This window comes from Pseudomonas putida (assembly GCF_002906855.1).
GTDB classification, from domain to species: domain Bacteria; phylum Pseudomonadota; class Gammaproteobacteria; order Pseudomonadales; family Pseudomonadaceae; genus Aquipseudomonas; species Aquipseudomonas putida_N.
Map to the genome: position 1 here is coordinate 1,035,701 of NZ_MINI01000048.1, position 20,429 is coordinate 1,056,129.

Sequence of the window (20,429 nt, forward strand, 5' to 3'; positions counted from 1 at the left end):
AGACCAGAAAAATGACCAAGAACCTCAAGTTCAGCCACAAGATCCTGCTGGCCGCCGCCCTTGTGGTGGCCGTTGCCTTTACCTGTTTCGTGCTGTTCAACGACTACCGACAACGCCAGTCCCTGCGCAGCGACACGCAGACCAACCTGCAGGACCTGGGCAACCTCACCGCCGGCAACATCCGCAACTGGCTCGACAGCCGCATCCAGTTGCTCGACTCACTGGCCCAGCAAGTCGCTGTCGATGGGCCAGGCAAAGCCAGCCTGGACCGCAGCCTGGCTTTGCCGGTGTATGGCAAGAACTTCCAGCTCACCTACTTCGGCGGCCAGGACGGCAGCATGCAGTCGGTACCGGTGGGTAACCGCGCCGCCGACTACGACCCGCGGGTGCGGGGCTGGTACAAGGCGGCCAGTGCCAGCGGCCAGACCATCGTTACCGAACCGTATATCTCGGCCTCTGCCGGCAAGCTGGTGATCACCCTGGCTACCCCGGTGCAGCAAGCGGGCCGGCTGATCGGCGTCAGCGGCGTCGACACCGACCTGCAGACCATCAGCAACCTGATCAACGCCCTGAACTTCGACGGCCAGGGCCATGCGTTCATCGTCAACGGCGAAGGCAAGATCCTCATCCACCCCAAAGCCGACCTGGCCCTGAAAACCCTGGCCGACATCTACCCGCAGGACACCCCGCAAATCGGCAGCGGCCTGAAGGAAGTCGAAATCGATGGCCATAAGCAGTTCATCAGCTTCACCCACGTCGACGGTGTGCCGTCGGCGGACTGGTACGTGGCCCTGGTACTCGACCAGGATGCAGCGTTCGCCATGCTGGGTGAGCTGCGCACCTCCGCCATCATCGCCACCTTGATCGCGGTGGTGGCCATTATCGCCCTGCTCGGCCTGCTGATCCGCGTGCTGATGGAGCCACTGCACCTGATGGGCCGAGCCATGCATGACATCGCCGAGGGCGAAGGCGACCTTACGCGACGCCTGACCATCCACGCCCAGGATGAATTCGGCAGTCTTGGCCAATCGTTCAACCGCTTTGTCGAGCGTATTCACGAGTCGATCCGCGAAGTGGCCTCGGCCACCGGCCAGGTCAACGCCGTGGCCGCCCAGGTGGTGACCGCTTCGAATGCCTCGATCACCAATGCCGACCAGCAGTCCAGCCGTACCAGCAGCGTGGCGGCAGCCATCAACGAACTGGGCGCCGCCGCCCAGGAAATCGCCCAGAATGCCGCGCTGGCCTCGCAACATTCCAGCGAAGCGCGTGGCCTGGCCGAGGACGGCCAGCAAGTGGTCGGACGCACCATCGACGTAATGAACCAGCTGTCGGCACGCATCAGCGACTCGTGCGGCAACATCGAGACGCTCAATGCCCACACCGCCAACATCGGCCAGATCCTCGATGTGATCAGCGGTATTTCCCAGCAGACCAACCTGCTGGCGCTCAACGCCGCGATCGAAGCGGCCCGTGCCGGCGAGGCAGGGCGTGGCTTTGCCGTGGTGGCCGACGAGGTCCGCAACCTGGCCCACCGCACCCAGGAGTCGGCACAGCAGGTGCAGCGCCTGATCGAGGAGTTGCAGGCCGGCGCGCAAGTGGCGGTCAGCACCATGAACCAGAGCCGTCAGCACAGCGACCACAGCGTGGGCATCGCCAACCAGGCCGGCGAGCGCCTGGGCAGCGTGACCCAGCGCATTGGCGAGATCGATGGCATGAACCAGTCGGTGGCCACTGCCACCGAGGAGCAGACGGCCGTGGTCGAGTCGATCAATGTCGACATCACCGAGATCAATACGTTGAATCAGGAAGGGGTGCAGAACCTGCAGAGCACCTTGCGTGCCTGCACCGACCTTGAGCATCAGGTCGAGCGGTTGAAGCATCTGGTGGGCAGCTTCAGGATCTGAAACCGCAGGGGCCGCTACGTGGCCCATCGCGACCTGTGGTCGCTCCTACGCGAAACCGCGATCCCTTGTAGGAGCGACCGCAGGTCGCGATGGGCTGCAAAGCAGCCCCATTGGCACTAGAACCTGGACCCAGGCTCCAGCAGGAAGTCCATCTCTTCGCTGGTACTCGGTCGCCCCAGCACCAGGTTGCGGTGCGGGAAGCGGCCGAAGCGGGCAATCACCCGCTGGTGCTGCTCGGCATAATCGAGGAAGCCTTCGAACAAGCGCCGGTGATCCTCCGGCTGCTCTTCCAGCAGCACCTGGTAACGCTCGACGCACAGGTTCTGCCAGTCCAGCACCTCGGCATGCTCCAGCACCAGCAGCACGAACACCCGCTGGATCGGCAGCAGCTGGTAATCCCAGTTTTTCTGCAGGCCCTGCATGGCCACCACCTGCGCCCGCCGGTCACCTTCGAAGGCGCGCGGCGTGTCGCGGTAGAGCATGCGCGGCAGCTGGTCCAGCAGGATCAGCAAACCAAGCCAACCCTGCGGGCTCTGCTGCCACTCGTCGAGCCCACCCGCCAGGGCGTGCTCGACCAGGTCGCCAAACAGCGCCTGGGCTTCGGCATCGTGATGCTTGCCGAACCACAGTGTGCTCTTCTCGTCAGCCACGGCCTGGGGACTGGTGCCCCAACCGAACCACCACTCCAGCAACGGCTGCCAAGGTGCGAGCATGACTTACTCCTTGTGGTAGGCGGTTACGCGCTCGACCTCTTCCTTCGAGCCGAGGATCACCGACACGCGCTGGTGCAGGCCCTCCGGCTTGATGTCGAGGATGCGCTGGTAACCATCGGTGGATACGCCGCCGGCCTGTTCGATGATGAACGACATCGGGTTGGCTTCGTACATCAGGCGCAGCTTGCCCGGCTTGCTTGGGTCGCGGGCATCGCGCGGGTACATGAACAGACCGCCACGGGTCAGGATACGGTGCACGTCGGCCACCATCGAGGCGATCCAGCGCATGTTGTAGTTCTTCTTCAGCGGGCCGGTCTCGCCAGCCAGCAGTTCGCCCACGTAGCGCTGCACCGGGGCTTCCCAGTGACGCTGGTTGGACATGTTGATGGCGAACTCGGCGGTGCTTTCCGGCACGCGGATGTTCTCGTGGGTCAGAACGAAGCTGCCCAGTTCGCGGTCCAGGGTGAAGCCCTTGACGCCGTTGCCCAGGGTCAGGATCAGCATGGTCTGCGGGCCGTAGATGGCGTAACCAGCAGCGACCTGCTGGGTGCCTGGCTGCAGGAAGGCGTTTTCGTTCAGGGTTTCGTTCTGGCTCAGGTACTCGTTAGGGCAACGCAGTACCGAGAAGATGGTGCCGACCGAGACGTTGACGTCGATGTTGGACGAGCCGTCCAGCGGGTCGAAGACCAGCAGGTAGGCGCCTTTCGGGTACTTGCCCGGGATCTGGTAGGCGTTGTCCATTTCCTCGGACGCCATGCCGGCCAGGTGGCCGCCCCACTCGTTGGCTTCGAGCAGGATATCGTTGGAGATCACGTCCAGTTTCTTCTGGACTTCGCCCTGCACGTTTTCAGTGCCCATGCTGCCCAGCACGCCGCCGAGGGCGCCTTTGGACACGTGATGGCTGATTTCCTTGCACGCACGCGCCACCACTTCGATCAGGAAGCGCAGATCGGCAGGGGTATTGTTGCTGCGGGTCTGCTCAATCAGATAGCGACTCAGGGTAACGCGGGACATGTATGGCTCCGAAAGGATAGGGGGTGAAAAACCCCCGCAGTTTACAGGGAGAGTTGCAGCCTAGCGAGCAAAGAGACTCGACTTCCGCCGCTGAGTTCAGCAAGTGCCCGGCCAATGGTCGGCTGGGGCCGCTGTGCGGCCCCTTGGCTCAGTCCAGTGCCTTCCAGATCTCGGTGGCGTATTCACGAATGGTCCGGTCCGAGGAGAACCAACCCATCCGCGCCGTGTTCAGCACTGCCATGCGCCACCATTGCTGCGGTGTGTGCCACAGCTCCTCGACCCGCCGCTGGGCATCCCAGTAGGCATCGAAGTCGGCGCACACCAGGAAGCGGTCGTAGCTCACCAGCCCGTCGATCAGCCCCGCATAACGCGATGGATCATCCGGCGAGAACACCCCGCTGCGAATCGCCTGCAACACATCGCTCAGGCGGCTGGATGCGGCAATCGCCGCATTCGCACCAAAGTCCCCCGCCTTGCGCCGCGCCTCCACCTGCTGCGCGGTCAGGCCGAAGATGAACATGTTGTCCGCCCCCACCTGCTCGCACATCTCGACATTGGCGCCGTCGAGCGTGCCAATGGTCAGTGCGCCGTTGAGGCCGAACTTCATGTTGCTGGTGCCGGACGCTTCGTAACCGGCGGTGGAGATCTGCTCCGAAAGGTCCGCCGCCGGGATGATGCTTTCGGCCAGGCTGACGTTGTAGTTGGGCAGGAACACCACCTTGAGCAGGCCGCGCACGGTCGGGTCGTTGTTGACCACCCGGGCGATGTCGTTGGCCAGCTTGATGATCAGCTTGGCCTGGTGATAACTGGCCGCGGCCTTACCGGCGAAGATCTTCACCCGCGGCACCCAATTGGTAGCGGGCTCGTTGCGCATGGCCTGGTACAGCGCCACGGTGTGCAACAGGTTGAGCAACTGGCGCTTGTACTCGTGGATGCGCTTGACCTGCACGTCGAACAGCGCTTCGGGGTTGACTGTAACGCCAATCCGGTCCTGGATGATGCTGGCCAGGGCACGCTTGCTGTGCAAACGCTGGGCGGCGAACTGCTTGCGGAAGCTGGCTTTGTCGGCGAACGGCACCAGCCCGGCCAGGCGCCCCTCGGGGTCGTCCTTGAGCTCCGGCCCGAGTGCCTCGACCAGCATCTCGGTCAACTGCGGGTTGGACTGGTACAGCCAGCGGCGGAAGGTGATGCCGTTGGTCTTGTTGTTGATCCGCTCCGGGTAGAGCTTGTGCAGCTCGGCGAACACCGTGCTCTTCATCAGCTTGCTGTGCAGCGCCGACACGCCATTGACGCTGTGCGAACCCAGGAATGCCAGGTTGCCCATGCGCACCCGGCGGCCGTTGTCCTCTTCGATCAGCGAGACCGCGCGCAGCACATCGAAGTCGTGCAGGCCTTTGGCCCGCAGGCTGTCGATATGGTAGGCGTTGATGAGGTAGATGATCTGCATGTGCCGCGGCAGCATGCGTTCCATCAGCGCCACCGGCCAGGTTTCCAGAGCCTCGGGCAGCAGGGTGTGGTTGGTGTAGGCCAGCGTGCCGACCGTCAGCTCCCAGGCCTTGTCCCAGGGAATTTCGTGCTGGTCGACCAATAGCCGCATCAGCTCAGCCACGGCGATCGACGGGTGCGTGTCATTCAGCTGGATTGCGGCCGCGTCCGGCAGGTTGAGCAGGTTCTGGTGCATGTTCAGATGGCGGCGCAGCAGGTCCTGCAGCGACGCCGAAACAAAGAAGTACTCCTGGCGCAGGCGCAGCTCCTGGCCGGCCTCGGTGCTATCCGCCGGATACAGCACCCGCGAGATGCTCTCGGCCCGCGCCACTTCGGCGACGGCACCCAGGTGGTCACCAGCATTGAAGCGCTCCAGGTGCAGCTCTTCCAGTGCCCGCGCCCGCCACAGGCGCAAGGTGTTGACGCTGGCACCGCGCCAGCCGACCACCGGCGTGTCGTAGGCTACAGCGCGCACCGTCTCGCCCGGCGACCACACCTGGCGTTGCTGACCGTGGATGTCGTGCACGGTTTCGACGCTACCACCGAAACTGATCGGGTAGATGACCTCGGCCCGCTCGAACTCCCAGGGGTTACCGAAGTCCAGCCAGTTCTCGGTCTGCTCCTGTTGCCAGCCATCGACCAGCGCCTGGCGGAACAGGCCGTGTTCGTAACGGATGCCGTAGCCATGGGCGGCGATGCCCAAGGTCGACATGCTCTCCATGAAGCAGGCCGCCAGGCGGCCAAGGCCACCATTGCCCAAGGCGGCATCCGGCTCCAGCAGGCGAATGCGCTCCAGATCGACGTTCAGGCCTTCGAGGGCGTCCCGGGCGATATCCAGCAAGCCCAGGTTGCTCAGGCTGTCGTAGAGCAGGCGGCCAATGAGAAATTCCAGGGAAAGGTAGTAGACCCGCTTCTGGCTGCGTCGATAGGCGCGGCGGGTGTGGTCCATCCAATGGTCGACCATGTGATCGCGCGCGGCCAGGGCGATGGCTTCGAACCAGTCGTGGTCGAATGCATGCTCCGGGTCCTTGCCGACCGCGTAGGTCAGCTTATCCAGTACAGCAGCGCGAAAATCCGCGACTTCGGCGTCACGTGCTTTAGGTTCCTGGGACATGCGGCATCCTCGGGCAAGTTGACGAAAGCGGAGGGAGACTGTTGAGCCTAGACGCTTCGACCGAGAGCGACAGCCAGTGTTCGCGGTTTTCATGAACGTTTGCGCATTCGGTCAAAAGGTTGTTCATAAATTGAACAATTCCGGTATGATCGCGCGCCCCAAGACCGTGATTCACCCCCATAACGATGAAAACGACCCTGATCGCCGCAGCCGAAGTCGACCGCCTGGAGACCTGGCAGCGCTACACCAGCAACATGTGCCATGGCTGCCATTCGACCTGCTGCACCCTGCCAGTGGAGGTGAAGATCAAGGATCTGATCCGCATCGGCGTGGTCGACGAGTTCGAGAAAGATGAACCGCCGAAGAATGTGGCCAAGCGCCTGCAGAAGGAAGGCATCGTCGAGCGCTTCAACCAGAAGTCGGGGATCTTCACCCTGACCCGGATGAGCAACGATGACTGTATGTACCTGGATCGCAAGAGCCGGCTGTGCACCATCTATGACAAACGGCCGGATACCTGCCGCAACCACCCCAAGGTCGGGCCGCGGCCGGGGTATTGTGCTTACAAGCCGAAGGTGGTTGGGCGTTGACGGTCCCGCTAGGACTCAATAGACTTTAACTCGTCTCGATGTACACGGAGCTTCCGTCAGGAAGTGTCTAGACGCCGCCACCTGGTTCCGGCCGTGCCGGTTGATGGGATTAGTCCCTAAGGGCATCCGCGATACGACCCCCTTCATTGGGGGTTTCGTATTTTTACAGGCTGCTATTGCCTTACAGGCCGTCGAATCGGCTCATTTCTCAGTTTCTTCAGCATCAGCAACCAGCCTTTAATCTTCTCGTGCCGCTTCAGCGCCGTAGGCCGATTCGAAGGATGGCCAGGGTCACGCACATAAGCGCTTTCGACATAGAGCCTCAGACTACTGGGCGAGTCTCGACGCAAGTTGAAATACACCTCATATCGACTGCCCTCCGGATACCCGAACTGATTACCCTCGATGGTCAACCAGTTGCTATGCCCAGTAAAAAGGCACTGTCGCTCAGGCAACGAAGCAATAATCGAAGGCAACTGAACTGACAGCTTGTGACGACCAGGGGCAGAAGGCACGGCGAATTCCCCGATGATCGATCAAGAGGTGATCGTGCCCCATATGTTCGAAGTCCAGTTCAGTACCTTGCTTGGGACCATAGCTGACGCAGTGACTTGAGTACTCGACCGCCAGTGCTACTTCCCCCATTCCCCGATCAGCCAGGCCCGGGATCTTCAACCGATGTGAGATTGGACGCAAATGAAGCAGACTCCACGAACTGCCTGCGACCTCGATCTGGCCACGAGCCAGGTGTTCCTTCCACCCCTTGCCCTTCATTTTCAGCCTCAATCAATTGCCAATAGGCAGCGTACTGAGGCCATCGGCTATTGCCAAAGACAGCTTGGTAAGTAATTGAGTAGAAAGAAACATGCTGCAACCGACACTGGAAATATCGGCTTCCAGTTTGCCCAAAATCAAGTCTTCACATCTCCGACCCAAGGCAACTCAAAACTGTTCATCTATTCCAATAAGAAAATTTCCCACTATTGATACAGATAGTTCCTACAGGTTTGGGCTGGCGACATCAGTCCTCGCGAAATACCCTACAAACCCTGTCGACTCGCGTCTGATTGTTACTGGAAACCTGTCCCCCTAGGCTTTCCAGGTCGCTGAATGGTTCAGCGATCGGGTGTGGAAACCCGGAAATTCATGAGAACTGCGACTGTCGATATGGCGGTTGTACGCGGAAGGCCGTTAGGCCTGCCGGGGTTCTCATGCCTGGTTTTCCACTCCGTGTACAACCGCCACCCTTTCGTGTGGAAACGAACGGGTGGGGTAAATGACATGAGAGCCAGCCATGAAAAAAATCGTCCCCGACCCACCCCACCACTTCGACCTCCCAGACGGCACGACCCTCACCCACGCCATCTGCGAAAACCTCGTCCCCCTCGACCACGTCGTGGTCAACATCACCCACTACCTGATGATCGCCTACAACCACAGCCACCGCGCCCTCGACGGCATCGAGGATGACCGCACGCGGGAGACGCTGGTGAATGGCTTGCGGGCCCTGCAGTTGGCCTGGGGGCAGGCGGATGCCTTGTCGCTCGCCTTGGAACGTGCCGGCAGCACGCATTGATGCTCGCCTTTTCGCGGGCATGCCCGCGAAGCCGGTGCCATCCACAACAACACTCCGGGTGAAAAACCAATGACCGAAAACAACCACACCACTCCCGGCAAAACCTGCTTCTACCAGGGCGAAGAGCACAAACAACCCCTGTTCCAGGTCTGCGCAGGCATCCCCTGCCAGGACGCCCGCGATCAAGCTTCCGAACTGCTGGGTTGCGTGCGCGACCTGACCCTGACCGCCGTCATGGACAATGACCCGCAACTGATCTGGGCCGCGCACTACCTCAGTGCATTGGCCAAGGCCCTGCTGGACGACGCCGAACTGGGCATGCCGCACTGAGCCTGCTGCTCACGCACCGCCCGCCAGGAAGCTGCGGCAAGCACCGCCGTGATCCGTCGGCTGATGCGCGGGATATGTCTGCGGCAGCACGCTGACCGGGCTGGTGGCGATGAAGCCATCAGCGAACTTCGCCTCGACGAACTGCGCCTGCCACCCCGTCGCTGGCGCCGTGCGTTGCAGGGTGAAGTGCTGCTGAGGCACCAGTGTCTCGGACTGGTAGCGCACCCCGCAGGCATAGCGGAAGTCCCGATCCTGGCTGTTGCTTGCCGTCCATACCCTCACTGCCACGGGCGGCTCGGAGAAGTCGACAGCCATCTGCCCGGGCTGCCCGCCCTCTGACACCTGCACGCTCGGCAGGGGTTTACCATCGCGCAGGCGCGTTACCGCCGGCACCAGGGTGCTGACCACCTGCTGACGCACCCCGCCGTGGTCCGAGTTCGGCAACACTCTAAGGCTGGTCTGGCCTGGCAGGCGTTGCTGATAATCGGTGACGGGGTCGGGCACGAAGAAATCATCGCCGCTGGCAGACACCAGGTACTTGGGAATCGCCAGGCGCTGCCCCTCCTCGTTCAGGTACTGCATCGGGTCCACCAGCGCCATCAGCCGCTCGAATGCCGGGGTGCCCAGTTGTTGCAGCACACCGGCCTGCTGGTAGGAGCCCAGTGCCAAGGGCCAGTGACCGCCATAGCGCTTGCGCAATCCAGCCAGCATGTCCGAGGTGTCCGCCACGTCGATTACGGCAGGCACGATGGCCATCACCCGCTCATCGGCCAGCGCCGTGAGCCACGCGCTCCAGCCACGCTTGGAGGCACCCGTGATGATGAAACTGTCCACCGTGAGCCCTTGCTTACCCAGTTCCAGCACGGCCAGGTCCATCGCCCGGCTCGCCGCCGCAGCCATCGGCACATGCAGTGGTAGTTCCGGCGCGGCACCGCGCAGCGAATGTGCCCAGGTATGCGCCACGGCGTCATCCTCGCGCAGGGGCTTCTCGACATCACCGAAGGTCACGTACTGGTTGGGCGCATCGCTGATCATGACCACGGCCATATGCGACTTTAGAGCCACTTCGCGCAATGCTTCGCGGGTATAGTCCGGGCTCTGCGCCGGCCCGTGCCTTATGCCGTTGTTCACCACCAGCAAGGCTTTGCCGGGCACTGCATTGCGCGGCACGTGCAATTCGACATCGTGCTCCCAACGACGTGGTTCAACCACCGGGACCGGGTCCCACACCTGCGAAACCATCTGCAGGCGACGGAAATCGTAGCCAGGTTCAGAGGCCTGTTCGAGCAGTACGGCCTCCAGAGGCTTCTGGCGCACATTGCCGATGTGGCAGTGAACGACTTCCTGCGGGCGCAGGCCGCTACAGTCCTGCAGAGCGCTGGCATGGAAACTGGCCATCAGGCAGGGGATGGCAAGCGCAAATCGGTACTTCATGGGCGTGCTTCCTTCTGGAGAAAGCACGTCACGCTAGGCGGCCCTACAACCGCACACAAGGCGTGAACGCGTCTGAAAGAAGCTCCCTACACCTGCTAGAGACATAGACTACAAATTGCGTCTCACAAACAAAAACGCCCCCGGCCTTTCGACCGGGGGCGTTTTCATTCAGCCTGAGCTAACTCAGTTCTTGGCTTTCTTGGCAGCGCGGGTACGCTCGCCTTCGTCCAGGATCTTCTTGCGCAGACGGATCGACTTAGGCGTGACTTCGCACAGCTCGTCGTCCTGGATGAATTCCAGAGCCTGTTCCAGGGTGTGGCGAACTGGCGGAACCAGGGCGATGACTTCGTCTTTGCCCGAAGCACGCATGTTGTCGAGCTTCTTGCCTTTGGTTGGGTTCACGCCCAGGTCGTTGTCACGGCTGTTCAGGCCGATGATCTGACCGTTGTAGATCTCCTGGCCGTGTTCAACGAACAGCTTGCCGCGGGCCTGCAGGGTTTCCAGCGAGTAGGTCAGTGCCTTGCCGGTTTCAACCGAAACCAGAACACCGTTCAGACGGCCGGACATCTGGCCCGACTTCATGGTGTCGTAGCGATCGAAGATCGAGGTCAGGATGCCTGCACCGTTGGTCAGGGTCAGGAACTGGTTACGGAAACCGATCAGACCACGGGCTGGAATGTTGTACTCCAGGCGCACACGGCCCTTGCCATCCGGCACCATGTTGGTCAGGTCGCCTTTACGCAGACCCATCTCTTCCATGACCTTGCCCTGGGATTCTTCAGGGATGTCGATGGTGACGTTTTCGAACGGTTCCTGCTTCACGCCGTCGACTTCGCGGATGATCACTTCAGGACGGCCTACGGCCATCTCGAAGCCTTCACGGCGCATGGTTTCGATCAGTACGGACAGGTGCAGCTCACCACGGCCCGATACCTTGAACTTGTCAGGGGAATCGGTTTCCTGAACGCGCAGAGCAACGTTGTACAGCAGCTCCTTGTCCAGACGGTCCTTGATGTTACGGCTGGTGACGAACTTGCCTTCTTTACCGCAGAACGGCGAGTCGTTGACCTGGAAGGTCATCGAAACGGTCGGCTCGTCAACGGTCAGCGGCTTCATCGCCTCGACTGCGTCCGGAGCGCACAGAGTGTCGGAGATGAACAGCTCGTCGAAACCGCTGATGCAGACGATGTCGCCAGCCTGGGCTTCTTCGACGTCGACGCGGTGCAGGCCGTGGTGACCCATCAGCTTCAGGATACGACCGTTACGCTTCTTGCCGTTGGTGTCAATGGCGACAACCGGGGTGTTCGGCTTGACGCGGCCACGGGCGATACGGCCAACGCCGATAACGCCGAGGAAGCTGTTGTAGTCCAGTGCGGAGATCTGCATCTGGAACGAACCGTCACGGTCAACGTCCGGCGCCGGTACGTTGTCGACGATCGACTGGTACAGGGCGGTCATGTCTTCGCCCATGGCGGTGTGGTCCAGACCGGCAATGCCGTTCAGGGCCGAGGCGTAGACGACTTTGAAGTCCAGCTGTTCGTCGGTGGCACCGAGGTTGTCGAACAGGTCGAAGATCTGGTCCAGAACCCAGTCAGGACGCGCGCCCGGACGGTCGACCTTGTTGATCACGACAATCGGCTTCAGGCCGGCTTCGAAAGCCTTCTTGGTCACGAAGCGGGTTTGCGGCATCGGGCCGTCCTGGGCGTCGACCAGCAGCAGCACGGAGTCGACCATCGACATTACACGCTCAACCTCGCCACCGAAGTCGGCGTGGCCGGGGGTGTCGACGATGTTGATGTGGTAGCCGTTCCAGTTGATGGCGGTGTTTTTCGCCAGAATGGTAATACCGCGCTCTTTTTCCTGGTCGTTGGAGTCCATGACGCGCTCGTCGTTGAGCTCGTTACGCTCCAGAGTGCCGGACTGACGCAGGAGTTTGTCGACCAGGGTGGTTTTACCATGGTCAACGTGGGCGATGATGGCGATGTTACGCAGATTTTCGATCACAACTGTATCTCGATCAGAGGATTCGGTTGCCACCTAGTGTAGGTGGCGAATATGTACGCTTTTAGGCTCAGCGGGCCCGATGGTCGGGAGGGCGATGGCGGATGCTGCCGCCATACAGCCCTGGCGTCTTATGTCGGACGATAAACACGCACATTGGCATGTCCCTCACTGAGCAGGTGGTGTGCGTGCAAACGGCTCATCACACCTTTGTCGCAATACAGCAAGTACTGGCGCGTAGGGTCCAGGTGCTTGAACTTGCTGTTGATCGCATAGAACGGCATGGCCTGGACTTCGATACCTTCCAGGGCCAGAGGTTCGTCTTCCTGGGCATCGGGGTGACGAATGTCGATGACGATCTGGCCTGGCAGCGCCTCGGCCACTTCCTCGACTTCGATGTCCTTGCCCAGCTCGTCGATCACGTGGTCGATGGAGATGAACTTGGCGCGCTCCAGGGCGCGCTCCAGCACGGCCATGTCGAACTGCTTTTCTTCGTGCTCCATGCGGTGACGCTTGGCATGGGTGGTCGGGTTCACCGAGATCACGCCGCAGTATTCGGGCATGTGCTTGGCGAAGTCGGCGGTGCCGATTTCGGTGGCCTGGTCGATGATGTCCTGCTTGTGGCTGGCCAGCAACGGGCGCAGTACCAGCTTGTCGGTGGCCGAGTCGATGATCGACAGGTTAGGCAGAGTCTGGCTGGAGACCTGGGAGATCGCCTCGCCGGTAACCAGCGCGTCGATCTGCAGGCGGTCGGCCATGTGCGCGGCACCGCGCAGCATCATGCGCTTGAGGGTCACGCCCATGTAGCTGTTGTCGACTTTGTTGAGGATCTCGCCAACCACTTCTTCGAACGGCACACTGATGAACAGTACGCGCTGGCTGCTGCCGTACTTTTTCCACAGGTAGTGGGCCACTTCCATCACGCCCAGCTCGTGGGCACGGCCGCCGAGGTTGAAGAAGCAGAAGTGGGTCATCAGGCCGCGGCGCATCATCTGGTAAGCCGCCACGGTGGAGTCGAAACCACCGGACATCAGCACCAGGGTCTGCTCCAGGGCACCCAGCGGGTAGCCGCCAATGCCGTTGTGCTGGTTGTGGATCACGTACAGGCGCTGATCACGGATCTCCATGCGCACCACGACTTCAGGCGTCTTCAGGTCGATGCCGGCGGCGCCGCACTGCTGGCGCAGCTGGCTGCCGACGTAGCGGTCGACGTCCATAGAGGTGAAGTCGTGATGGCCGCCGCGCTTGCAGCGCACCGAGAAGCGCTTGCCGGCCAGCAGGTGACCGAAGTGGTGCTTGCACTTGGCGACGATGTCGTCGAAGTCACCCAGTGGGTACTCATCGACCTGCAGGAAGTGGGTGATGCCCGGGGTGCAGGTGAGGCGCTCGATCATTTCGCGCTGGAGCTTCTCGTCCTCGACGCGGGTGACCACCTCGAGATTGTCCCAGACACCATCGACCGCGAGCTCAGGATCGAGATCCTTGAGCACGTTGCGGATGTTCTTGCCGAGCTGACGGATGAAGCGCTTGCGCACCGGCCGGCTCTTGATGGTGATTTCTGGGAAGACTTTGACGATAAGTTTCATTGGGTTAACAGCGCGCGCAGGGCCTGCCGAAAATGAGGGGCGCGAATTATAGCGGAAATTGCTCAGGATTTGACCAACTTTTGATCAGAAGCTTTGAGATAAATGCAGAAGCCGGTTTTTGTGCCGCCTGCTCCGACCCTTTCCCGGGTGAACCCGCTCCCACAGGGCCCGCGCAAGCCTCAAGCCTGGCGTGGCCCTTGTGGGAGCATGTTTAGCCGCGAAGAGGCCCTCGAAGAAAGCACAGTCTTGATGACTTGCACCAACTTGGTGCCCAGCACTTGAATGATGCCTCCTAAGGGTGCGCTTTTTCCCGCTACCACCCCAGCAAATGCCCACAAACGCCTCTTTTTATCTCGCCCTCGCCATTTTCGGGCACTGGCATGCAATTTGCTCCCTTGTGAGGCAGGTAAGCTTGGCCGACTATCCGCGCCCGGCAACACCCTTTTTCCAGAGCAGCGGCCCACCGCGCTCTAGACCCTCCGGAGGACAACATGTCGAAGTCGGTTCAACTCATCAAAGATCATGACGTCAAGTGGATTGATCTGCGTTTCACGGACACCAAGGGCGTGCAGCATCACGTGACCATGCCGGCGCGTGATGGCCTGGACGAAGACTTCTTCGAAGTCGGCAAGATGTTCGACGGCTCCTCCATCGCTGGCTGGAAAGGCATCGAAGCTTCCGACATGATCCTGATGCCGGTTGACGAGACCGCCGTTCTGGACCCGTTCACCGAAGAACCGACCCTGATCATCACCTGCGACATCGTCGACCCGTCGAGCATGCAAGGCTACGATCGCGACCCACGTGCGATCGCCAAGCGCGCCGAAGAGTACCTGAAGAGCACCGGCATCGGTGACACCGTCTTCGCTGGCCCAGAGCCAGAGTTCTTCATCTTCGACGAAGTGAAGTTCAAGTCGGACATCTCCGGCTCGATGTTCAAGATCTTCTCCGAGCAAGGCTCGTGGATGTCCGACGCGGACGTGGAAGGCGGCAACAAAGGCCACCGTCCAGGCGTGAAAGGCGGCTACTTCCCGGTTCCGCCGTTCGACCACGACCACGAAATCCGTACCGCCATGTGCAACGCTCTGGAAGAAATGGGCCAGACCGTTGAAGTTCACCACCACGAAGTGGCGACTGCCGGCCAGAACGAAATCGGCGTCAAGTTCAACACCCTGGTGAAGAAAGCTGACGAAGTACAGGCCCTGAAATACGTCGTGCACAACGTTGCCGACGCTTACGGCCGTACCGCCACCTTCATGCCGAAGCCACTGTACGGCGACAACGGCTCGGGCATGCACGTGCACATGTCGATCTGGAAAGACGGCAAGAACACCTTCTCGGGCGAAGGCTATGCCGGCCTGTCCGACACCGCCCTGTACTTCATCGGCGGCATCATCAAGCACGGTAAGGCCCTGAACGGCTTCACCAACCCGTCGACCAACTCGTACAAGCGTCTGGTCCCAGGCTTCGAAGCACCGGTAATGCTGGCCTACTCGGCTCGCAACCGTTCCGCCTCGATCCGTATTCCTTACGTCGGCAGCCCGAAAGCACGCCGTATCGAAGCACGCTTCCCGGACCCATCGGCCAACCCGTACCTGGCCTTCGCGGCCCTGCTGATGGCTGGCCTGGACGGCATCCAGAACAAGATCCACCCAGGCGATGCTGCCGACAAGAACCTGTACGACCTGCCGCCAGAAGAAGCCAAGGACATCCCGCAAGTCTGCGGCAGCCTGAAAGAGGCTCTGGAAGAGCTGGATAAAGGCCGTGCGTTCCTGACCAAGGGCGGCGTGTTCTCCGACGACTTCATCGATGCCTTCATCGAGCTGAAGAGCGAAGAAGAAATCAAGGTCCGCACCTTCGTGCATCCGCTGGAATACGAGCTGTACTACAGCTGCTGATCTGATTGGCACCTGGCGCCAATCTGAATCACCGAAAACGGCCTTCTTCTGAAGGCCGTTTTTTGTTTCACGCCCATCGCTTTCAGATACTTCCTACAAGCAAGGCTTACCTGACTGCGCACAATCAAATCTCCAACAATAAGGAGATTGCCATGCGCCCCCAACCCTTCGTGCTTTGCTTCGTCATCACGCTTTTCGGCTGCAGCTCCCCTTCACAACCTGAACTCAAGCCGTTGCTCGCGGCAATCGGACAGCGGCTGGACCTTGCCTACGCCGTGGCCGTGCATAAATGGGACAATGGCGTGCCAGTCGAGGCCCCCATGCGAGAACAAGAGGTTCTGCAGCAGGTTCAAGCTGCAGCGCATGACTACGGCCTGCCTCCCGAACGGGCAGCGGCCTTTTTTGCCGACCAGATCGAAGCCAACAAGATGGTCCAGTACGGACTGATCGACCGCTGGACGGCACTGGGGAAGCGGCCCCCTCAGCAAGCTCGGGACCTCGCCGATGAACTACGTCCGCGCCTGGACATGCTCCAGGCAACATTGCTGTTCGAACTGGGCAATCTGGACCGCAAGCCGTTTCACGACTGCCCTCGCCAATTGACCGACGCCCTGGCCGGGCATGCCAGCGACCCGCTCCGGCACATGGCCCTGGTCCGCGCAACAGCACACTTGTGCGTAGAACGCTGACCTCTGCAATGCTCTATATTGGTGCATAGACGTAGCAAGCGCTTCGATCTGCAACCCAAAACGGGTCACTTGAAACGATAAATCAGGGCAATCTGGTCCGAATAAGCGCAACTGCAGGTCTTTATCCGGCAATTCCGCTTCTTTTCGGAGCCTTGGTTTGTTTCTTGCATTTTCCTGTGCAGAGACTGGCATCTGCGGATCCGCCGCCTGCCCGGCCATGGCCGTGCCCTGCCTGACAAGCGCCAAAAGAGGTCAACGACGCCTTATGACCATCAGCGATGCACAGCACCGTCTGCTTCTGGACAACCTGACCACTGCGACGCTCCTGCTCAATGCCGAGCTGCGCCTGGAATACATGAACCCGGCCGCGGAAATGCTCCTGGCCGTCAGCGGCCAGCGCAGTCATGGGCAGTTCATCAGCGAGCTGTTCACCGAATCGACCGAGGCGCTCAACTCGCTGCGCCAGGCCGTGGAACAGGCGCACCCGTTCACCAAGCGGGAAGCGCAACTGACCTCGCTGACCGGGCAGGCCATCACCGTCGACTATGCCGTGACACCCATCCTGCATCAGGGCAACACCTTGCTACTGCTGGAAGTGCACCCGCGTGATCGCCTGCTGCGCATCACCAAGGAAGAGGCCCAGCTGAGCAAGCAGGAAACCACCAAGATGCTGGTGCGCGGCCTGGCCCACGAGATCAAGAACCCGCTCGGCGGCATCCGTGGCGCCGCACAGCTGCTGGCCCGCGAACTGCCAGAGGAGGGGCTGCGCGACTACACCAACGTGATCATCGAAGAGGCCGACCGCCTGCGCAATCTGGTTGATCGTATGCTCGGCTCGAACAAGCTGCCGTCGCTGGCCATGACCAATATCCATGAAGTACTGGAGCGGGTCTGCAGCCTGGTTGAGGCCGAAAGCCAGGGCTGCATCACTTTGGTGCGCGACTACGACCCGAGCTTGCCGGACGTGTTGATCGATCGCGAGCAGATGATCCAGGCCGTCCTGAACATCGTGCGCAACGCGATGCAGGCGATCAGTTCGCAGAACGAGCTGCGCCTGGGCCGCATTACCCTGCGCAGCCGCGCCGTGCGCCAGTTCACCATCGGCCACGTGCGCCATCGCCTGGCGGCACGTATCGAAATCATCGACAACGGCCCGGGCATCCCTGCGGAACTGCAGGACACGCTTTTCTATCCCATGGTCAGTGGGCGCCCGGACGGTACCGGGCTCGGTCTGGCCATTACCCAGAACATCATCAGCCAGCACCAGGGCCTGATCGAGTGTGAAAGCCACGCAGGGCACACCGCCTTCTCGATCTTCCTGCCCCTGGAACAAGGAGCCACCGCCTCATGAGCCGAAGTGAAACCGTATGGATCGTCGATGATGATCGCTCCATCCGCTGGGTCCTGGAAAAAGCCCTGCAACAGGAAGGCATGACCACCCAGAGCTTCGACAGCGCCGATGGCGTCATGGGCCGCCTGGCCCGCCAGCAGCCGGATGTGATCATTTCCGACATTCGCATGCCCGGTGCCAGCGGGCTGGACCTGCTGGCGCAGATCCGCGAGCAGCATCCGCGCCTGCCGGTCATCATCATGACCGCCCATTCCGACCTGGACAGCGCCGTGGCGTCCTACCAGGGTGGCGCCTTCGAGTACCTGCCCAAACCCTTCGACGTCGATGAAGCGGTGTCGCTGGTCAAGCGCGCCAATCAGCACGCCCAGGAACAGCAAGGCCTCGATGTGCCGCAGGCCTTGGCCCGCACCCCGGAAATCATCGGCGAAGCGCCGGCGATGCAGGAGGTGTTCCGCGCCATCGGCCGCCTGAGCCATTCCAACATCACCGTCCTGATCAACGGTGAGTCCGGTACCGGTAAAGAGCTGGTGGCGCACGCCCTGCACCGCCACAGCCCGCGTGCCGCCTCGCCGTTCATCGCCCTGAACATGGCGGCCATCCCCAAGGACCTGATGGAGTCGGAGCTGTTCGGCCACGAGAAAGGTGCCTTCACCGGCGCGGCCAACCTGCGCCGCGGCCGCTTCGAGCAGGCCGACGGCGGTACCTTGTTCCTCGACGAGATCGGCGACATGCCCGCCGATACCCAGACCCGACTGCTGCGGGTGCTGGCCGATGGCGAGTTCTATCGCGTTGGCGGCCACGTGCCGGTGAAGGTCGATGTGCGCATCATCGCGGCGACCCACCAGAACCTGGAGTCGCTGGTGACGGCCGGCAAGTTCCGTGAAGACTTGTTCCACCGCCTCAACGTAATCCGCATTCATATTCCACGCCTGGCCGATCGCCGCGAGGACATCCCGGCGCTGGCCCGGCACTTCCTCGGCCGTGCCGCCCAGGAGCTGGCCGTCGAGCCGAAGCTGCTCAAGCCGGAAACCGAAGAGTTCATCCGCAACCTGCCGTGGCCAGGCAACGTGCGCCAGCTGGAGAACACCTGCCGCTGGATCACGGTGATGGCCTCCAGCCGCGAGGTGCTGATCGGCGACCTGCCGCCGGAGCTGCTGAACCTGCCGCAGGACGCTGCACCGGTGACCAACTGGGAGCAGGCGCTGCGCCAGTGGGCAGACCAGGCTCTGGCACGTGGGCAATCGAATCTGCTCGACAGTGCGGTACCCAGCTTCGAGCGGATCATGATCGAGACGGCGCTCAAGCACACTGCCGGGCGCCGGCGTGATGCCGCGGTGTTGCTGGGCTGGGGGCGCAATACCCTGACTCGCAAGATCAAGGAGCTGGGTATGAATGTGGATGGCGGGGATGAGGATGAGGGCGAGGACCACTGATCCCTGTCAACCCGTGAAACCTCTGGGGCCGCTTTTGCGGCCCCAGTCATTTCTGCCCTCCGATGCACCGATGCTGTGCCCGATGCACCTCACGAAGGCACAAACCCCCTCGAAACTCGGCCAAATCGCCCTGAAACCCCGTATTTCCGGGCTTTGCAAAACTGGCACGCCCCCTGCAACAGCTAATACATGTCCAGTTTCGGGGGCCCTGGTACAGGCAGGCCGGGTGACCCCTTTTTTATTCGCAGTAACGCCGCTTTCGGGGACCTCGGTACAGGCAGGCCGGGCCATCCCCTCTTTAATTCGCTGTAAGCCCTTTTGGGGACCTTGGTACAGGCAGGCCGAGATATCCCCTCTTTTATTCGTGCAGTTTCACCTGCACCCGCCATCGTCCAGCGTCCTCTGCACCGGCCCATTCGCCGTGCAGGGGACGCGCGGCAATCACCGTCAGCAACAGTCCCTTGTCGCTCTTCTGCAAACGCCAACCGACCGGCTTGCCTTGCAGGTCTAGCTGACCACGCTGCGCCTTGCCCTCGGCCTCGAACAACAGCGCCACGGTACCTTCGACATTTTCGCCATGCAGCTTGGGCTCTTCGTTGAACCACAGGTCCAGGCCATCCTGCACCACCTCGACCTGCTCCAGCACATGCTCATCCGGGGCCGTCAGGCGGCCTATCATAAGGCCCACCAACACACCGAACAGCGCCAGGGAAAGCAGCATGCGCGGCCAGGCCTTCGAACGCAGGTCGGGTTCGGGGGTAGAATGCTCGTCATCTTCACGTTTGGAGCCGTGCATGTTTCACGTCATCCTTTTTCAACCAGAAATTCCGCCGAATACCGGCAACATCATCCGCCTTTGTGCTAACAGCGGTTGCGCCCTGCACCTGATCGAGCCGATCAGCTTCGAACTGGACGACAAGCGCCTGCGCCGTGCGGGGCTGGATTACCACGAGTATGCCACGCTCAAGCGCCATGAAAGCCTGGCCGGATGCCTGGAAAGCCTGGGCAATCCACGGCTGTTCGCCTTCACCACCAAGGGCTCGCACCCGTTCCATGAAGTGGCTTATCAGCCCGGCGATGCGTTCCTGTTCGGGCCAGAGAGCCGCGGCCTGCCGGCCGAAGTGCTGGACAGCCTGCCGGCCGAGCAACGCCTGCGCCTGCCGATGCGGCCAGGGTGTCGCAGCCTGAACCTGTCCAATACCGTGGCGGTAACGGTGTATGAAGCCTGGCGGCAGAACGGGTTTGCCGGGAGCTGATCTGTAGCCCGCGAAGAGGCCGATTCAGGCAACAAAAAAGCGCCCCGAGAGGCGC

The 20,429-nt window shown here is 61.5% G+C and carries 16 protein-coding genes and 1 pseudogene; 10 read left to right on the forward strand and 7 right to left on the reverse strand.

The genetic code is table 11. The annotated features are described in order from the left end of the window. Nucleotides 1–11: 11 nt before the first annotated feature. Both BGP85_RS29760 and BGP85_RS29765 read left to right on the forward strand, forming a co-directional pair. A pseudogene (locus BGP85_RS29760) lies at nt 12–1,049 on the forward strand (HAMP domain-containing protein); the annotation flags it as partial. Nucleotides 1,050–1,178: 129 nt separating this feature from the next. Further along, nucleotides 1,179–1,904 (forward strand): methyl-accepting chemotaxis protein, encoded by a 726-nt coding sequence (locus BGP85_RS29765; protein WP_374755353.1) that lies wholly within the window; start codon nt 1,179–1,181, stop codon nt 1,902–1,904. Between the two features lie 116 nt (nt 1,905–2,020). Here BGP85_RS29765 and BGP85_RS27495 read toward each other — a convergent pair whose 3' ends face one another. From BGP85_RS27495 to BGP85_RS27505, 3 genes are all read right to left on the reverse strand, one after another. Then, nucleotides 2,021–2,617 carry a DUF924 family protein gene (locus BGP85_RS27495; RefSeq protein ID WP_103446027.1) on the reverse strand — a complete coding sequence of 199 codons (597 nt, stop codon included), beginning with the start codon at nt 2,615–2,617 and terminating at the stop codon, nt 2,021–2,023. Between the two features lie 3 nt (nt 2,618–2,620). Continuing rightward, nucleotides 2,621–3,631, reverse strand: coding sequence for a class 1 fructose-bisphosphatase (locus BGP85_RS27500; protein ID WP_103446028.1), 1,011 nt, complete (start codon nt 3,629–3,631; stop codon nt 2,621–2,623). 148 nt (nt 3,632–3,779) lie between these two features. Next, nucleotides 3,780–6,230: a glycogen/starch/alpha-glucan phosphorylase gene (locus BGP85_RS27505; RefSeq protein WP_103446029.1), complete on the reverse strand. Its 2,451-nt coding sequence runs from the start codon at nt 6,228–6,230 to the stop codon at nt 3,780–3,782. 185 nt (nt 6,231–6,415) lie between these two features. On the opposite strand from BGP85_RS27505, the gene BGP85_RS27510 reads away from it, so the two are divergent. The 3 genes from BGP85_RS27510 (at nt 6,416) to BGP85_RS27525 (ending at nt 8,726) form a co-directional block, all read left to right on the forward strand. After that, nucleotides 6,416–6,820 carry a YkgJ family cysteine cluster protein gene (locus BGP85_RS27510; RefSeq protein WP_103446030.1) on the forward strand — a complete coding sequence of 135 codons (405 nt, stop codon included), beginning with the start codon at nt 6,416–6,418 and terminating at the stop codon, nt 6,818–6,820. Nucleotides 6,821–8,114: 1,294 nt separating this feature from the next. Continuing rightward, on the forward strand, nt 8,115–8,396 hold the full coding sequence (locus BGP85_RS27520) for a hypothetical protein (protein WP_103446032.1): 282 nt from the start codon (nt 8,115–8,117) through the stop codon (nt 8,394–8,396). Nucleotides 8,397–8,465: 69 nt separating this feature from the next. Next, a complete protein-coding gene (locus tag BGP85_RS27525) occupies nt 8,466–8,726 on the forward strand; it encodes a DUF3077 domain-containing protein (RefSeq protein WP_103446033.1) in 261 nt (86 codons plus the stop codon). Between the two features lie 9 nt (nt 8,727–8,735). Here the strand turns inward: BGP85_RS27525 and BGP85_RS27530 are convergent, their stop codons facing one another. The 3 genes from BGP85_RS27530 to thiI form a co-directional block, all read right to left on the reverse strand. Next, a complete protein-coding gene (locus tag BGP85_RS27530; RefSeq protein WP_103446034.1) occupies nt 8,736–10,160 on the reverse strand; it encodes a PhoPQ-activated pathogenicity-related family protein in 1,425 nt (474 codons plus the stop codon). A gap of 183 nt (nt 10,161–10,343) precedes the next feature. Next, nucleotides 10,344–12,164: a translational GTPase TypA gene (typA, locus tag BGP85_RS27535; RefSeq protein ID WP_027921032.1), complete on the reverse strand. Its 1,821-nt coding sequence runs from the start codon at nt 12,162–12,164 to the stop codon at nt 10,344–10,346. A gap of 128 nt (nt 12,165–12,292) precedes the next feature. After that, on the reverse strand, nt 12,293–13,747 hold the full coding sequence (gene thiI, locus BGP85_RS27540; RefSeq protein WP_103446035.1) for a tRNA uracil 4-sulfurtransferase ThiI: 1,455 nt from the start codon (nt 13,745–13,747) through the stop codon (nt 12,293–12,295). Nucleotides 13,748–14,238: 491 nt separating this feature from the next. On the opposite strand from thiI, the gene glnA reads away from it, so the two are divergent. The 4 genes from glnA (at nt 14,239) to ntrC (ending at nt 19,118) form a co-directional block, all read left to right on the forward strand. After that, complete coding sequence (gene glnA / locus BGP85_RS27545) at nt 14,239–15,645, forward strand: type I glutamate--ammonia ligase (RefSeq protein WP_103446036.1); 1,407 nt, start codon at nt 14,239–14,241, stop codon at nt 15,643–15,645. A 152-nt stretch (nt 15,646–15,797) separates the two neighbouring features. Continuing rightward, nucleotides 15,798–16,334: a chorismate mutase gene (locus BGP85_RS27550; protein WP_103446037.1), complete on the forward strand. Its 537-nt coding sequence runs from the start codon at nt 15,798–15,800 to the stop codon at nt 16,332–16,334. A gap of 265 nt (nt 16,335–16,599) precedes the next feature. Continuing rightward, nucleotides 16,600–17,685 (forward strand): nitrogen regulation protein NR(II), encoded by a 1,086-nt coding sequence (gene glnL / locus BGP85_RS27555; protein WP_103446038.1) that lies wholly within the window; start codon nt 16,600–16,602, stop codon nt 17,683–17,685. Next, nucleotides 17,682–19,118, forward strand: a complete 1,437-nt coding sequence (ntrC, locus tag BGP85_RS27560) for a nitrogen regulation protein NR(I) (RefSeq protein ID WP_060484298.1) — start codon at nt 17,682–17,684, stop codon at nt 19,116–19,118. Before glnL ends, ntrC begins: the two co-directional genes overlap by 4 nt. 358 nt (nt 19,119–19,476) lie before the next feature. On the opposite strand, the gene BGP85_RS27565 is transcribed toward ntrC, so the two are convergent. After that, nucleotides 19,477–19,914 (reverse strand): hypothetical protein, encoded by a 438-nt coding sequence (locus BGP85_RS27565; RefSeq protein WP_103446039.1) that lies wholly within the window; start codon nt 19,912–19,914, stop codon nt 19,477–19,479. Here BGP85_RS27565 and trmL point away from each other — a divergent pair. Then, nucleotides 19,913–20,374, forward strand: a complete 462-nt coding sequence (trmL, locus tag BGP85_RS27570) for a tRNA (uridine(34)/cytosine(34)/5-carboxymethylaminomethyluridine(34)-2'-O)-methyltransferase TrmL (protein WP_054884254.1) — start codon at nt 19,913–19,915, stop codon at nt 20,372–20,374. The genes BGP85_RS27565 and trmL overlap by 2 nt on opposite strands. The last annotated feature ends 55 nt before the right edge of the window (nt 20,375–20,429 follow it).